Origin of the sequence: Streptomyces sp. NBC_01232 (genome assembly GCF_035989885.1) — a bacterium.
Classification (GTDB): domain Bacteria; phylum Actinomycetota; class Actinomycetes; order Streptomycetales; family Streptomycetaceae; genus Streptomyces.
This window is the reverse complement of the sequence record NZ_CP108520.1, coordinates 26788-40815: the sequence shown is the minus strand read 5'-3', so window position 1 is coordinate 40815 and position 14028 is coordinate 26788. Positions and strand designations below refer to the sequence as shown.

17 protein-coding genes are annotated in these 14028 nt (G+C 72.3%); 11 read left to right on the top strand and 6 right to left on the bottom strand.

Translation table 11 applies throughout. From position 1 onward, the window contains the following. From OG444_RS40470 to OG444_RS40455, 4 genes are all read left to right on the top strand, one after another. The gene (locus OG444_RS40470) at window positions 1-738 is read left to right on the top strand and encodes a hypothetical protein (RefSeq protein WP_327267195.1); all 738 of its coding nucleotides are present in this window, start codon (window positions 1-3) and stop codon (window positions 736-738) included. Further along, window positions 739-1908, top strand: a complete 1170-nt coding sequence (locus OG444_RS40465; protein ID WP_327267194.1) for a peptidase M23 — start codon at window positions 739-741, stop codon at window positions 1906-1908. It abuts the gene before it with no gap. A 3-nt stretch (window positions 1909-1911) separates the two neighbouring features. Continuing rightward, window positions 1912-2727 carry a hypothetical protein gene (locus tag OG444_RS40460; protein ID WP_327267193.1) on the top strand — a complete coding sequence of 272 codons (816 nt, stop codon included), beginning with the start codon at window positions 1912-1914 and terminating at the stop codon, window positions 2725-2727. Window positions 2728-2824: 97 nt separating this feature from the next. Next, window positions 2825-3355, top strand: coding sequence for a hypothetical protein (locus OG444_RS40455; RefSeq protein ID WP_327267192.1), 531 nt, complete (start codon window positions 2825-2827; stop codon window positions 3353-3355). Between the two features lie 142 nt (window positions 3356-3497). Here the strand turns inward: OG444_RS40455 and OG444_RS40450 are convergent, their stop codons facing one another. The 4 genes from OG444_RS40450 to OG444_RS40435 all read right to left on the bottom strand — a co-directional run bounded on the left by OG444_RS40450 (window position 3498) and on the right by OG444_RS40435 (window position 5328). Then, the gene (locus OG444_RS40450) at window positions 3498-3689 is read right to left on the bottom strand and encodes a hypothetical protein (protein ID WP_327267191.1); all 192 of its coding nucleotides are present in this window, start codon (window positions 3687-3689) and stop codon (window positions 3498-3500) included. A gap of 276 nt (window positions 3690-3965) precedes the next feature. Further along, the gene (locus tag OG444_RS40445) at window positions 3966-4298 is read right to left on the bottom strand and encodes a DUF6233 domain-containing protein (protein WP_327267190.1); all 333 of its coding nucleotides are present in this window, start codon (window positions 4296-4298) and stop codon (window positions 3966-3968) included. 167 nt (window positions 4299-4465) lie between these two features. Beyond that, window positions 4466-4723 (bottom strand): hypothetical protein, encoded by a 258-nt coding sequence (locus tag OG444_RS40440; protein WP_327267189.1) that lies wholly within the window; start codon window positions 4721-4723, stop codon window positions 4466-4468. Window positions 4724-4773: 50 nt separating this feature from the next. Beyond that, window positions 4774-5328: a hypothetical protein gene (locus OG444_RS40435; RefSeq protein WP_327267188.1), complete on the bottom strand. Its 555-nt coding sequence runs from the start codon at window positions 5326-5328 to the stop codon at window positions 4774-4776. A 151-nt stretch (window positions 5329-5479) separates the two neighbouring features. Here OG444_RS40435 and OG444_RS40430 point away from each other — a divergent pair, with 151 nt between their 5' ends. The 5 genes from OG444_RS40430 to OG444_RS40410 all read left to right on the top strand — a co-directional run bounded on the left by OG444_RS40430 (window position 5480) and on the right by OG444_RS40410 (window position 9502). Beyond that, window positions 5480-6505 (top strand): ATP-dependent DNA ligase, encoded by a 1026-nt coding sequence (locus OG444_RS40430; RefSeq protein WP_327267187.1) that lies wholly within the window; start codon window positions 5480-5482, stop codon window positions 6503-6505. Window positions 6506-6627: 122 nt separating this feature from the next. Next, complete coding sequence (locus tag OG444_RS40425; protein ID WP_442810810.1) at window positions 6628-7317, top strand: HNH endonuclease family protein; 690 nt, start codon at window positions 6628-6630, stop codon at window positions 7315-7317. Between the two features lie 179 nt (window positions 7318-7496). Next, window positions 7497-8087 carry a hypothetical protein gene (locus OG444_RS40420; RefSeq protein WP_327267186.1) on the top strand — a complete coding sequence of 197 codons (591 nt, stop codon included), beginning with the start codon at window positions 7497-7499 and terminating at the stop codon, window positions 8085-8087. A 442-nt stretch (window positions 8088-8529) separates the two neighbouring features. Then, complete coding sequence (locus OG444_RS40415) at window positions 8530-9000, top strand: lamin tail domain-containing protein (RefSeq protein ID WP_327267185.1); 471 nt, start codon at window positions 8530-8532, stop codon at window positions 8998-9000. Between the two features lie 142 nt (window positions 9001-9142). Continuing rightward, the gene (locus tag OG444_RS40410; protein ID WP_327267184.1) at window positions 9143-9502 is read left to right on the top strand and encodes a hypothetical protein; all 360 of its coding nucleotides are present in this window, start codon (window positions 9143-9145) and stop codon (window positions 9500-9502) included. 419 nt (window positions 9503-9921) lie between these two features. Here the strand turns inward: OG444_RS40410 and OG444_RS40405 are convergent, their stop codons facing one another. Then, complete coding sequence (locus OG444_RS40405; protein ID WP_327267183.1) at window positions 9922-10149, bottom strand: hypothetical protein; 228 nt, start codon at window positions 10147-10149, stop codon at window positions 9922-9924. A gap of 160 nt (window positions 10150-10309) precedes the next feature. Here OG444_RS40405 and OG444_RS40400 point away from each other — a divergent pair, with 160 nt between their 5' ends. After that, on the top strand, window positions 10310-11659 hold the full coding sequence (locus tag OG444_RS40400) for a hypothetical protein (protein ID WP_327267182.1): 1350 nt from the start codon (window positions 10310-10312) through the stop codon (window positions 11657-11659). Window positions 11660-12110: 451 nt separating this feature from the next. Here OG444_RS40400 and OG444_RS40395 read toward each other — a convergent pair whose 3' ends face one another. Next, window positions 12111-13382 (bottom strand): helix-turn-helix domain-containing protein, encoded by a 1272-nt coding sequence (locus tag OG444_RS40395; RefSeq protein WP_327267181.1) that lies wholly within the window; start codon window positions 13380-13382, stop codon window positions 12111-12113. Window positions 13383-13619: 237 nt separating this feature from the next. Between OG444_RS40395 and OG444_RS40390 the strand changes: the two genes are divergently transcribed. Then, window positions 13620-13877, top strand: coding sequence for a hypothetical protein (locus OG444_RS40390; RefSeq protein WP_327267180.1), 258 nt, complete (start codon window positions 13620-13622; stop codon window positions 13875-13877). The last annotated feature ends 151 nt before the right edge of the window (window positions 13878-14028 follow it).

The following is a 14028-nucleotide window of genomic DNA, read 5'->3' as shown; positions in this document are numbered from 1 at the left end:
ATGGCCAAGCACCACCCCGACCATGACCCTGACGGGCCTGCCCCCGACTGGCGGGCGCTCCTCGCCGCCCTGCCCGACGCAGACGATGAACCGCCCCCGGGCACGTCCCGGCGGCGGTGGCGCCGCACCCGCCGCCGAGCCGCTCGCCGACAGCGCGCGGCCGCCGTCACGGCCGTACGCGCACGCCCCGTGCACCCGGCCGCGCTGCTCCTGGTCGTGCTCCTGGTCCTGGTCCTCGGCGTCCTCGCCCGGTGCGGGGGCGAGCCCGACGGAGGCGACAACCGCCCACCCACCCCCGCCCCCTCGGCCACGCCGACGGCCGCGCCCGCCCCGCCGCCGGCCCCGTCCGTCCCGGCCGACACCGAGCCGGAAGACGTCGCCGCGGCATGGACGCGCGCCTACCTCACCCGTGACCCGCTGGCGGACCAGACGCACCGGGCCAGCGTCCGCCGGGCCGCCGCGTGGGCGACGGAGGACCTGACCCGCAACCTCACCGAGCACACCCCGGCCGGGTGGGGGCAGCAGGTCAGCCGCGGGGAGGCCACCCGCGTGACCGGTGTCGCCGTCCGGCCGGCTGGCCCCGATCTGCCGCCCGACAACGCGGCCCAGGTCTGGCGGCTCGCCGCCGCCGAGGTGGACGTGGCCGGGGACGAGAACAGCCGGCGCACGGACACGCTGCGGGTGGAGCTCACGCGCACGACCGCAGGGTGGCGGGTGTCCCGGGTGCTGGGGGTCTGAGTGGACGTCCGCGACGCCGCCGAGGCCGCTGCCGCCCGCGCGAGTGCGCCGTTCCTCGCCAAGGCCGGCTGCATCGGCGCGGCCCTCGCCCTGATTGGCATGCTCGGCCTCGGCACCACCACCCTGATTGCAGGCGCCGCTAAGAAGGCGGCCGACGGAAAGAACAGCGGCGGCGGGTGCGAGTCTCCCGGCCTCCCCAATATGAACCCCGGAAAGATTCCGGCCCCCATCCTCGCCCAGCAGATCTATCACGCGAAAATCATTGACGAAGTGGCCCAGAAAAGGGGACTTCCCGGTCGCGCCTCGCTGATTGCACTCATGACTGCCCTACAGGAAAGCGGCCTCCAAAACCTCAATCACGGCGATCTGGATTCCCTCGGACTGTTTCAGCAAAGGCCCTCGCAAGGATGGGGAACCCCGGCCGAGGTCACCAACCCGCCCGTCTCCGCGGGACTGTTCTTTGGCGGGAACAAGGGCCGGCCGCCCGGCCTGGTCGACATCCCGGCCTGGCCGATGCTGGAGCCAGGCGCGGCGGCGCAACGCGTCCAGCGCTCCCTCTACCCCCAGCTCTACGCCACCCGCCGCGGCCAGGCCGAAGGCGTCGCCCGGAACGCCGGCATCAACCTGGAGCGGCTCGGATCCGTGACAGGTCAGCTCCCGGAGTGGGCACAGCCGACCGCCCCCGGCGAGACGGCACCGGGAGAGTGCACGCCCACCGGCGAGACACCCGCTGGGGCGCCCTTCCATGACGCCGCCTCCGACTGGCCCCAGGAGGTGAAGAACCGCCGCAGCACGGAAGCCGCGATCGCATGGGCGAAAGAGCAACCCGCCCTGAATCAGAAAATCTGGTACCGGCGCTGCCTCGAATTCGCTGCACGAGTCCACGGATGGCGAGCCGCAGGCGTGACCTCGGCAATCACCCACTATCACGTCATGCCCGCCCACATGAAACACCCGGGATCTCGAGACGTTCCCCCCGGCGCACTCATGTACTGGGAGACGAGAAACCCCCACGGCCACGTATCGGTATACCTCGGCGACGGAATGATCATCAGTAACGATGTGGCCCGCCCCGGATACGTCGACGTAATCCCGGCATCAGACATTGAATCCAAATGGGGCGGCCGCTATGTCGGTTGGGCGCCCCCCTATTTCCCCAAAGGGGCATGAGAGATGCGGAAATCGAGCACCGTCCCCGCGACACCGCTGTACGCGCTGATGATCCGATCCGACGAGGAACACGGGCTCGCCCTCACCCTGGACGGAGAGGAGATCGCCACCGGCTCCGACATCGAGGCACTGCGTGCAGGCGGGCTGTCTGAGCTGCGCGTTCGGGCGGCCCTGGCGGGGCGACCAGTGCGCGCCCGCGCCGTAGAGCCGGCCTGCCCCACCCCCTGGAACATGATCGTTTGCCCGGACGGGACCGTTGTCGACGTCGCCGAGCACCCCGCAGCACCCGCCCCCGTGAAGGAACGCCCCGCACCCCCCGCGCCCCCGACCCCTGCTATCGCCACGGCTCCCCCGGCCCCGGCCGTCCTGCCCGCGCTCCTCCTTGAGGTCGAGGCGTACCGGGAGATGTGGGCGGCCGTGTGGTCCGCGCACGCGGAAGGGGACCTGCCCACCGCGGTCGCCCTCGCCTACAAGCTGGAGACCGCCCTGGCCGGCTGGTTCGGCGAGGACGCCGCCACCGTCACCGTGCTGACCGCCCGGGCATGGCTCACCCTCTGCCAGCGCACCGACTGGCGCGGGACCACGGAGCTGCTCATCACGACCGCCCTGCGCTGCCAGGCCGCCCGGTACCGTCCCGAGGCCGACACGATCCGTACGGCCCGCAACGCGCATGCCTGCTGGCACCTGCTCCGCAAGGAGTCCCCGGAGGCGGCTGCCGACCTCGCGGGCCGGCTGGCGGACATGCTGGCCATTCTCGGCGAGGACTACCGCCGCGACGACGTACTCGCCTGGACCGGCGCGGTACCCGCTTCCGGCTGACCGGACGTGCGATCGACGCCCGGGCGCCGGGGTCGCTCGTCCGAGGCGGTTTCGGGGCGGGGCCGTGTCGCTTCCGCGGTCCCGGCATTGACCGGGCATGAGCACCATCAAGCGCGCGGCGGTGGCCGCGGTGGCCGTGGTGGCGGTGGCGGCGCCGGCCGCTCCCACCGCCATGGCGGCCCCGGCCTACAAGTGCGCCAGCAGCACGAGGGACATTGACGACAGCGGCTATGACGGGCCGTGGCCGGACAACTGGAAGGTGACGGTACGGACGTGTGCAGCCCGGTCCGGGGGCACCGTGTACGCGTACGCCGAGGTGAATTGGGACGGCCCGGCGTTCCGCGAGGTGGACGACCCGACGATCTTCGACGGGGCCAAGCTGCGGTTGCAGATCAAGCAATCCCGGGAGGGCACCGACCCCGTGGTGGTCGAGCGCGATTTCCCTGGGCTCGAGGAGCGGCTGGAGGACAGCACGTCCAACGCGAACTACGACGGCCACTATCGAACGCCGACGATCAGCCACCGGGCCGGCCGCGGAGCGCTGGGGGACTCGGTGCTGTTCCTGGACTGGCACGGCGACGGGCGGGGCTACCAACGCCACGACTACACCGGGTCTCCGACCGTCTGACCTGTGATCAGCCGCCGGGGGCGGGCACGTCGTCCTGGCCGTGGGCGAGGATCGGCAGCAGCGCCTCGGCGGCGTCGCACACGTTGCACGCCGTCGTGCCGGGGCGGGCGAGTGCGTCGAGCGTCTACATCGTGCCCTGGATCTAAAGGAAGTCCTTAATGGCGTTCTGCGCACGTTCGGAGGCGCGCGTGCCTTGCCCTCCGGTCCTTTGGCTTCGGTCGATGCGCTCTTGCCGTTCCTTCTCCTCGCGCCGCGCCTGCTCGTTCTCTTCGTGTATCCGGTGCACCTCTTGGTGAATGGCGCGAAGCTCCTGGTAGATCTTGTCTTCAGCCATGACGTTCACCTGATCTTCTCGGTCCCCTGTATCCATGGTGTGACCGTGGGGGTGCACGGTCAAAGGGGCAGGGCCCTATCAGCCCTCGGACAGACATCGTCGTCGCCGCGGTCCAGGCGAGCTTCTGCCCCGCCTGCTGAAGTGATCGGTAATGGCGGGACCGAGGGCGCGGCGAGAATCTCCCCGTCGCAGCGGACGCGGCGCTCGCCCTGGGCGGCGGGCGGATAGACGACCCAACCGCAGGTCAGGGCGTATTCCCGCACCTGCCGGTGCTGGTCACTCCAGCACTCCAAGGGCGGTGTCGGGCCGGCAGTGGATACATGCGGGCACGCCCTCGGCCAGCAGCCGCCGTATCTGATCTGCGGCGGCGGGGGCGCAGCGGTTGCCGGTGTCCCAGCAGCCTCCGGTGTGCACGCGGGCTGGAAGCCGGCCGCCTCCGATCCCGCGCTCGACCAGCCACGCGGGCAGCTCGGGCGGCGGCCGTCGCGACGAGGCGAGGGCCTCGCGCTCCTCGGCCGTGGCAAGGGCCTGTTCGGCCCGGCCGAGTTCGCCGCGCAAGTAGGTGACCAGCGTCCGCAGACGAGGCAGGTCGGGCGGCAGGACGGACACGGTTCAGCTCCCGTACTGCGCCCGCCGCGCGGCCTTACACGCCTCGCACAAGGGGCTGGCACCCACCCCGTACCGGCACGTCGGAGCGTGGCACCGGGCACAGGGGCCGGTCTGGCTGGGCGCCCAGGTGACGACCTGTGGGCGGGGCTTGGTGGTGGTCTGCTCGTTCATGCTGCTGCCTCCCGTTCCGCCGGTGCGGAGGTGTGGGTGCGGGCGGCGCGCCGCAGCTCGACGCCGCCGGCCCGCCAGGCGGTGGGGGCCGCCCAGTAGGGATGGGTGCACAGGGTTCCGGAGAGGGTGATCAGCCGGCGCCGTAGCACGGTCGTACCGGCCCCGGCGGGGGCCTGCGCGAGCTCGGCGTACGTCTGCTGCCACGCCCTTTGGAGCGTGATCAGGTCCTCGGAGAAGCGGAACGGTGGTCTCACACCCCCAGTGAAACACGTGTTCGATTTACTGCGCGAACGCCACGCTCCGGTCATCGGCCGTAGGTCTGGTGGCAGAGGGCGGCCACGGCAGGGCTGGTGACGCCGTGCGCGGCGCGGCACAGCTCCGTCATGTCCGCGGCCCCCGCCCCTGGGGCGCGTACCGGGCGGTGCGGTGCGGGTGTACGGCTCGGCCCCTTCGCCTTCCTGGGCTTGGGTTTGGCGGCGGGGCGTACGGCGGGGCGGGGCGGGGGCATCCGGCGCGGCCGTACCGGGCCTTCGGCCCTGCGGTCGGGAGCCCGCCGGGCGGGCTGAGTCTCGGCGGACGCCTCGCTGGCCGCGGGCGCGGGACGGGCCGGCGCGGGAGTACGGCCGGCCTCGGGAACGGCGCCGGTCGAAGGCGCGGCCGCAGACTCGGGCAGGGGGGAGAGGGGGAGCGCCGCCCCTGTGTCCGGTCGTGCGGGCTGGGGGTCGACGGGGTGCTTGTGGTCCTCCGGGACCGTCACGAGCGAGGCCCCGGCGGGCCGGGTGGGTGCGGGGTGGACGGTGACGCATCCCGGGGCCGCGAGCAGCGCGACAAGGAGCAGAGGCAGGGACCAGCGACGCATGCCGCCACCGTGCCGCACAAGCCCCGCAGGGCGCCTCTGACGGGCCCGCTGCGCCCCTCGGATGGATGATGCGACGGCCGTTCTGCAGAGCCGCCTCCGGCTGTTCTGGCGGACCCTGGAAGAGGGGCAGGCAAGCCGCGAGGGAGGCCCCGTGACGCTCAGACCGCCGGTCGAGCCGATGCTGGCGCAGGCCGCGGAAGCCGTGCCGGGACCGGCGGCACTGCGGGCGGGGGTGGCGTATGAGCAGAAGCTGGACGGTCACCGGGCACTGCTGTTCACCGCGGCCGGCCCCGGCGGCACGGTCCTGGTGCAGACCCGCCGCGGGGCGCTGGTCCAGGACCGATGGCCGGACCTGGTGGCGGCCGCCGAGGCACAGTTGCCGCACGGCCTGGTCCTCGATGGCGAACTGGTCGTCTGGGACACCGAGGCCGGCCGGTTGTCTTTCGAGGCGTTGCAGCGCCGGGCCGCGACCCGCGCCCGCGCCGCCGGCCTGGCCGCCCGGTGGCCGGCCTACTTCGTCGCCTTCGACCTCTTGCAGCAGGACGGCCAGGAGCTTTTGAGGCGTCCGTACGCCGAGCGGCGCGCACTGCTGGAAGGACTGTTCTCCGAGCACGCCCTGAGCGCCCCGTGGACGCTCTGCCCGATGACGACGGACCTGTCCAAGGCACGGGAATGGCTGGAGTCCTGGACGGACGTGTCCGGGGTGGAGGGGATCCTGATCAAGCCCCTGAACAGCCGCTATCTGACCGGATACCGCGGCTGGACCAAGATCAGAAGGCGGGACACCACAGAGACGATCGTCGGCGCGATCACCGGCACCCTGACCCGCCCGCAGCTCCTCGTCCTCGGCCGCCACGACCAGGACGGCCGGCTGCGCGCGGTCGGCCGGACCGTCCCGCTGCGCCCGGACGCCGCCCGGCAGGTCGCAGAGCACCTCACCATGGCCGCGCCCGGACACCCGTGGGAGGGCGTGCGCTTCTCCGCGACGTGGGGGAGCCGCGACGCCCTCGACACCACCCTCGTCCACCCCACCCTGGTCGCCGAGGTCAGCGCCGACCGCGCCATCGACCACGGCGGCATCTACCGCCACCCGCTGCGCTTCCAGCGGCTGCGCCTGGACGTGGGGCTGGAGGACGTACCCAGGTTCGGTGAGGGTCCGGCGGCGGCCGCAGGCTGACCGGGCGGGGGTCGGGTGCAGTGGCGTTTCGCCGGTGAACCGGTGTGCGCGGGCGGGTGAACCGGGCCGGGGTGGCCTGTTGGTGACGGTGCGGGGGCCGGTACAACCGGCACATGATGATCATGAAGCGGTCCGCTGTCGCGGCCGCCGCCCTCGCCCTGACCCTGTCCCTGCCCACGGCCGCGCACGCGGCCACCCAACCCGCCGCCCCGGCTCCAGCCGTGGCCGTCGTGCCGCAGGTGCTGCCGATCGGGGTCGCGGTGTCCGCGCTGCCGCTCGCCACCGAGGACCGGACCGGCTACCAGCGGACCTCCTTCAAGCACTGGAACGCGGGCGACATCCCGGCCGACGGCTGCAACACCCGCGCCGAGGTGCTCCTGGCCGAGGCGGTGGTGTACCCGGAGATCGGGCCGGGCTGCACCCTGACCGGCGGGACCTGGTGGTCGTACTACGACGACCGGGAGGTGACACCGGCCGGGGCCTTGGACATCGACCACATGGTCCCGCTCGCCGAGGCCTGGGATTCGGGCGCCAGTTCGTGGACCGCACAAAGGCGCGAGGCGTACGCGAACGACCAGGGTCAGCCGGCTTCCCTGGTGGCGGTGACGGCCCGTTCGAACCGGTCGAAGGCGGACCAGGATCCGGCGGAGTGGCTGCCGCCGGCGCCGGATGCGCTGTGCCGGTACGGCGCCGAGTGGACCGCGACCAAGCTCCGCTGGGGCCTCGCGGTCGACGAGGCCGAGCGGGACCGGCTGTTCGACATCGCGGCCGGCTGCGGCGGAACCGACGTGGAGTTCACCCCCGCCCCGTAGGCCTTGCCCGCCGCCCAGGGCCGCCACCTCGACAGGTGGCGGCCCTTTGCCGTGCTCCTGGGCTGCTCGTGATCGCAGCCTGTTTGGGAGGTCCAACGACGCGCGTTGTTGGGTCGGCGGGGGTGTGGGTGGCGGCGCGGGCGGGGCAGGGTGCCGGCGGGATCGCGATGGAGGGTGGTGTGCTGGTGGAGTGGGCCTGGTGGACGGTGGAGTTCGGGGACGCGCACGCGGGCGCGGCGGGTGCCCTGATCGGTGGTGGTGAGCCGGGTCCGGTGTACTTCGACGTCGGGAGCGGCCCGAACGTGCCTTCCACGACGCACTGGTCGGCTTACGACGGCCGGGCCGGCCGCCCGCTCGCCGAGGCGCTCCGGGCGGTGTGTGCGTGCGGATGGCGCGGTGCCGCCGAGTACCCGCTGGACTGGGCAGCGGTCGGCGACCGGCCCCTGTACGAGGCGGACGTAGACCTGACCGGGCCGCTCGCGGACTGGAACGCACACCTGTCCCTCGTCCGCGACAAGGCGGTACCCCTCCCCGAGCCGCTGGCCGCGCTCCTGGTCGAGGTCGCCGAGCGACTGACCGCCACGACCGAGGACACGCCACTGGCCGCGCTGCGCGCCGTCGGCGTGCTGGAGCGGATCGCCACCCGCGTCGGGCGGGAGGCCGCCGGCGCGCTGGCGGAAGACGGCGTCTCGGCCGAGGCAGTGGCCACCGGGCTCGGGACCACCCGCTCCAAGGCCCTGATGCTCCTTCTGACCGCCCGCGACGGATGACAGCACCCGGTCGGCATCGGCGTACGTGGCTCCGAGCGAGGCGGGCGAGGCCTGCCACAGGGTGGGATTCATGTGCGAGTTACGGACTCACGTGCGAAAAATTCCGCAGAACGGCTGTTACTTGGTCCACTGGTCCGGCCGGGTGAGGCGGGGAAGGGGTGTGCCCGGTGGTGCGCCGGAGCGTGTCGACCCTGATGTCCGGTTTGCGGGGCGGGTGGGTGTAGCGGTCAGTGAATGTCAGGGGCACGCTCGGGCGGAATGCGTGCATCCGGCAGGCGACTGTGACGGATATGTCCACGTCTGGTAACCGGCGTCGGCGGGGGCTGCCGTGGGGTCCGTGTCGGGTCGAGAGTGTGGCCCTCGGCTCATCCGGGCCGACTCGGCAAACGCCTTCACCACCGTGTCTCGGCTGGTGGGGTGCTGTTCTTGAGGGGCGCCACCTATGTCTTCCGCTTCTTCCTCCGTACGTCGTATCGCCGCGACCGTCCTGACGGCCGGCGCGATCGTCTCGGCCGCCGCGCTGCCGGCGGCCGCGCACGACGGGGACCGCCACCAGCAGCGGCACCCGAGGGTGGAGATCAGCCGCGTCCAGGCCGACAGCCCCGGACGCGACGACCGCTCGAACCGCTCCCTGAACAACGAGTGGGTGGAGATCACCAACACCACCCGCGACGGCATCAACCTCCGCGGCTGGACGCTGCGCGACCGCGAGGGCAACCGCTACCGCTTCGACAACGTCCGCCTCGCCGGCCGTGCCACGATCCGTATCCACACCGGCAACGGCCGCGACACCCGTACCGACCTGTTCCAGGACCGCCGCGACTACGTCTGGGACAACGGCTCCGACACCGCGACGCTGCGCGACGACCGCGGCCGCACCGTCGACACCGAGTCCTGGGGCCGCCGCCGCTAGGACCGCGACCGTGGGCCCCGCACGATGCCGGGATCCTGCGTGACATGACCGCACGGGCCGTCGCCTCCTCGGGCGACGGCCCGCACTGCTGGGTACTGCGGCACCGAAGTGGGATGTCAGTGGGGGCGGTGACGATGGGGAGATGAGCGCCGGCATCGCGCCCGACGGCCCGCACGCGGGTCTCGGCGGGTTGTGCGAGGACATCCGGGGCGCCCTCGAAGGATGGGTGCCCGGGATGCTGGGCGTTCACGTTCACCGGTCCGTGTCCGGGCCGGCGGAGGTGGCACGGCTGGTCGGTGCGGTCGCGGACGCCGCCGAGATCACGGTGCTCCCCGGCGACGGCGCGACCGCGCGGGCCGAACTGCACACGGCGGCCGCCGGATCCTTCACGGCTGCGGCGGGGCGGGCGGGGACGGATGCGCGGGCGGAGCTGGCTGCCGTTCGCGCGGGTTGCCGGCGTGCGGCGGTTGCTCTCGGTCTGCGTGTTCCCGTCGTCCTCTGACCGGCGCGGCGGTATACCTCTTATAGGTGGGAACATTCCGGTTTGGTTGACCGTTCATGTACCTGTGGGGTGCGGGAAGGGACTGTGTCCCTGTGCCTGTGGGGAAGATCGTTCGGCTGAAGCCCTGCAGAGCCCTCCGCCGTGAGGCGACCCCCCTTTCCCGCCCCACCCCTTGACCGCTCCGCCCGGCACCCCCCCGCCGGTCGGGGCGCGGCCCCGACCCGGCCCCCCCCCGGCCGGTCGGGGCCTTTTGTCTGTCTTCCACCACCCCGGGCACGTGTGTCTCCGGCACGGCACGGGCCGATGGTGCACCGCCCTCCGGCAGGTTCTTTCGGCGTGTTATCGGCGTAGTTCAGTGGTCGGGTTGCGTCTCCGCAGCGAGGAGCCCCTGGAGATGAGGTGGCGTGGGGTGAGGGTCTCTACCGCTCGGGTGCGGGCGGGGCCTCGGGAAGGGTCGGCCGAGTTTCTTCGCTCCGGGGGCGGTGGTGCCAGGCCGCGTAGAGGCCGGCGAGCGCGGAGGCGTAACCGGCGAGTGCCTCGGGGGAGACATGGCCGACGAGGACGAGGACGACGCCGGTGGCCAGGATCGCCAGGAACACGGCGAGATCTACGGGAAAGCTGCCCCGCGGGGCACGACGGCTCGACACGATGGTTCTCCTCAGTACATGGAAGGTCGCAGGACGTCACCCCCGCAGGTCTGCCGCTGGAGCGGCGTGCGGCGGGGTGTGGTGCGAGCGTCGCGTCGCAGCGGTGGGTGCGCCAAGGGCAACGATCTTCTTTCCGTAACTGCCAACTGGGAGAACAGGCATGACAGGTGTTGCCGAGGAGGGAACCGGCGGTGAAGGACCCGCAGGCGGAGAGCCCCGGCGGCCGGCTCGCCGGCCGCTCAACCCGCTGAAGCCGGAGGTATTCAGGAACCGCCCGCACAAGCGGGCGCTCGTCGAGCACCTGCGGTCCCTGATCGGGGCCGCGGACCTGGCCAGCAAGCACGTCGCCCCGGGTGTGGCCATGAGCGCCTCTGCCCTGTCGAAGAACCTGTCGGGAGACCGGCTTCCCCACCGTTCCACGGTCGAGGCGATCATCCAGCTCTGCGGTGCGAGCGAGGAGGTCCGGGCCCTGTCGCTGCGCCTGCACACCGCGGCCCTGGGGGAGGCACATCCGGCGTTCGCCGAACGCCTGGTGATGGCCGACGCCTACGAGGAGGCCGTCGTCCTCCACGACCGGGTCCAGGCCCGGCTGGAGGACGCCCTCGGTGAGCACCGCCGGCAGCAGGCCGACTACGACGACCTCTTGTCCCGGCACGAGACGACGAGCCAGGCCCTCGCCGCGGCCGAGGACGCGCTCCGCACGCAACGACAGCACGACGAACGCGAGACCACCCGCCTGAACACCCTGATCGAAGCGGAACAGGACGCCCGCCGACTCGACCGCACCGCCTTCGACGCCCGGCTCGAACGGGTACGAGCCGAACACGAGGAGCAGGTGCGGGTGCGGGAGGAGGAGGAAGCGCGCCTCCGCCAGGACCTGCTCACGCAGGAGAACAGGATCCAGGCTATGCGCGTCCTGCTGGAGGACTCGGCCGCAGAGGCGACATCCCTGCGGCAGGAACGCGACCGACTCCGTGTGGAGTCCGCCCGGCTGCGCGAGGACCTGGTGGGCCTTCAGGCGGAACTCGCGACGGCCGAAGCCGACCAGGACACTCACGTCGAGGACGTGACGCTCGCCCCGGCGCTGCTTGCCGTCGGCCAGGTCCTCGACCGCCATCCCGTCCCACAGGAGAACGGCGAAGCCGCAGTCCGGCCGCAGGTTGCCCAGGGCGCAACCCAGCTCCACGGCGGCACCGGCGACCCGGTGCCGCCGTCGGCCACGGCCTTGACGGAGCCGGATCCGACCGACAGCACCGACGGGCTGAAGCGGGCATTCGCGGGCACCGCCGCACTCGGCATGGTGCTCCTGCTCATCGGGCTGTTCATGCACACCGGTGGCCCGACGTCCCGAGCCCGCCCGACAACCGGGGTGGGGTGGTGCCTCGGCGTCGGAGTCTTCATGCTCGTGACCGGGCTCATCCTCCTGGCAGCGCGCGGTGTGAAGAGCGCCCCCGCCGTCGATCCGGACGACTCGTACCACTACACGTGCGGCTTTCCTCCGCTGATGTGAGCAGCTCCCGGGCCGGTGGCTCAGGACGGCGGAACCCGAGCCCACCAGCTCCGGGTCGAGTTCCGACATCGACCACTTCGACGTGTCCTTCCGAACCCGGAAGGTGCGCGGCAGGAACCCGCTGTCCGGGTGGGACACCTCCGCGCTCGCGCGCGTCAACAGCAGGCCCCACCTGGCAAGAGGGTGCAATGGCGACTGCGAGGAGCGGCTTCGGACCGGCTGCTCCCAGCCCCGTGGCGCTGTCGGCCGGGGGCAGGACCCGGCTGCCGTCACACGTCGCCGGGCACCGCCCCGGCCGACAGCATCCATCGCCGACACCTGCCCCCCCCGGCCGGTCGAGGCCCCTTACTCTCCCCTACGGGCAGGATGCGTTTTTGGCACCGCACGGGGCCGATGGCGCGCTGCGCTCCGGCTCCACGTGCCGCGCCGGCTGCCCACAGGGCGCCTTAGCTCACAGGATGTGGGCACCGACGAGGACGGCGAGCAGTGCGAGAGTCGGCACCGCTCCGGCCCTGCGGCGCGAAGGAGTCGTGTGGTTCGGCTGGGCCCGGGCCGTCTGCTGCGCGTTGTTGTCTTCCGGGTGGGGGAGAGGTCCGGGCGAGGCGGCCGAGGTATGCAGGGACGGTTCGGCGTTCGCAGGGGTGAGGAGAGGGCCGGCAGTCGACCCGTCGTAGCCCCATACGTCGTAGGCACTCGTGGCGTAAGGCGCATCGGCCCACGGTTCGTAGACGTATGCGTCGTGTTGGGGGTAGGGGCTCGTGGTTGTGTCGTCTTGGTAGCCGTGCGGGGCGGGCTGGGTGCCCGCGGTGTCGTACGCGAACAGCGCGTCGTAGGTGAGCTGGCCGGGGGGCCAGTACCCGGAGCCGTACGCCTCGTACCCGTATTGATCTTCCTCGTGGACAGGAGTCGTCCCGCACCACTCGGGCGGCCTGGCATCCGGCGGTTCCGGCGGGAGGATCTGCCACTGGGGGGAGCTTGCCGCCCCGGTGGCTTCCGCGGCCGCCGGCACCGTCTCGACGGCAAGGCCGGGAACCGGGATGTAGATGTACTGCGGCGTGGGCACATGGCTGAGCTGCGTTGCCGGGGCGGCAACGGCGGGCTTCTCATCGAGGAGCCGGCGGTTCTGCTCGCGCAGGACGCCGAGCTCCGTCCGGAGCAGGCCGGACTGCTTCTTCTGCTGTGCGAGTTCGTCGTCGATGCTTCGGGCGTAGTCCCCGGCCTTGCGCAGGCCCCGGTCCTGCACCGTGACACGCTCCTGGAGGATCCGGCGTGTGCGCTCCGCGCGCTGCGCACGGGCCAGAGCCTGCCAGAGGTCTTCGGCCAGGCGGTCCGCCCGCTGCTGCAGACCGTGCAGCTGCTTCTCGGCGATCCACTGGGCTCGCTGGTGCTCGCCGCACGCGCGAGCCAGCTCTTCCTTGAGATGGTCGCGCTGGACGGCGGCGGCGCCGCTGGCGAGGTGCGCCTTGCCGCACAGCTCGTCCAGCTCGGCCCAGACCTCGTCGGGGCAGGGGACGGACTGCGTTTCGAGGTAGGCCTTGATGGCGTGGAGCTTCGCCCGCGGGGTGACCCGTTCTCCGCTCAGGTATCGCGAGAGGCTGCTCGCCTTGATGCCCGTCCCGGTGCTGAGCGCCTTCTGGGTACCGCCGCCGGCGAGATAGCCGTCCAAGGCCTTTCGCAGCGCGGCCGCGTACGCGTACGCGGCCGCCCCCTCGGGTGCGCCCATTGCCTGCCCTTCCTCCGGAAATACGCTGTCCACCAGCGCGATTGCCCGATTTTCACGCAGTCCGTGACACCCCTGGAACACCGTGCCGAGGTGGCCGGATCGTTGCCGATCGCGATGTAACATCCGTCCCCTCTCCCGCAAGATCACCGCCCCCATGAGGCTGAGATCAGGCCGCGGATCCGACCGCGAGCCGCCGCCCGCGGACCGCCCGCGGGCCCTCCACGGGAGGGAACCCCTATGCCCGCCAACACCCCCCAGCCCCAGCCCGAGCCCCAGGCCGAACCCGACGCCCCGGCTCGACGGACGCCCGCGGGAGGCCCGGGTCCAGACCCGCTCGTCCTGCTGCTCCTGGCCCTTGTCGTCCTCGCCCTCCTGGGCGGTGTCGGGTACGCGGTCGCCGCGCACCCGAATCTGACCAAGCCGGTCATGGCCGTCGCGGCCGTCGCCGCCCCACTGACGGCCGCCCTGATCGCCGTACTCCTGCGGCGCCGTTGACGACACCCGGCGCGAAGCCGAGGGGGCGCTGCACACAGCGCCCCCCACCCATCGCCCGCACCGCACGAAGCCCGCAGTTCACCAGCAAAAATGGCGCGGATCGCCACCACCGGCGACCCGCGCCGCCGCATGCCCGGGCCCGCCAGATCGA

What these genes read in the sequence shown, in the direction of transcription:
- OG444_RS40425 (WP_442810810.1), top strand. Translation starts at nt 6,628, where the DNA reads ATGAAGCGGTCCGCTGTCGCGGCCGCCGCCCTCGCCCTGACCCTGTCC.
- OG444_RS40470 (WP_327267195.1), top strand. Translation starts at nt 1, where the DNA reads ATGGCCAAGCACCACCCCGACCATGACCCTGACGGGCCTGCCCCCGAC.
- OG444_RS40410 (WP_327267184.1), top strand. Translation starts at nt 9,143, where the DNA reads ATGAGCGCCGGCATCGCGCCCGACGGCCCGCACGCGGGTCTCGGCGGG.
- OG444_RS40415 (WP_327267185.1), top strand. Translation starts at nt 8,530, where the DNA reads ATGTCTTCCGCTTCTTCCTCCGTACGTCGTATCGCCGCGACCGTCCTG.
- OG444_RS40390 (WP_327267180.1), top strand. Translation starts at nt 13,620, where the DNA reads ATGCCCGCCAACACCCCCCAGCCCCAGCCCGAGCCCCAGGCCGAACCC.
- OG444_RS40455 (WP_327267192.1), top strand. Translation starts at nt 2,825, where the DNA reads ATGAGCACCATCAAGCGCGCGGCGGTGGCCGCGGTGGCCGTGGTGGCG.
- OG444_RS40435 (WP_327267188.1), bottom strand. Translation starts at nt 5,328, where the DNA reads ATGCGTCGCTGGTCCCTGCCTCTGCTCCTTGTCGCGCTGCTCGCGGCC.
- OG444_RS40460 (WP_327267193.1), top strand. Translation starts at nt 1,912, where the DNA reads ATGCGGAAATCGAGCACCGTCCCCGCGACACCGCTGTACGCGCTGATG.
- OG444_RS40395 (WP_327267181.1), bottom strand. Translation starts at nt 13,382, where the DNA reads ATGGGCGCACCCGAGGGGGCGGCCGCGTACGCGTACGCGGCCGCGCTG.
- OG444_RS40450 (WP_327267191.1), bottom strand. Translation starts at nt 3,689, where the DNA reads ATGGCTGAAGACAAGATCTACCAGGAGCTTCGCGCCATTCACCAAGAG.
- OG444_RS40400 (WP_327267182.1), top strand. Translation starts at nt 10,310, where the DNA reads ATGACAGGTGTTGCCGAGGAGGGAACCGGCGGTGAAGGACCCGCAGGC.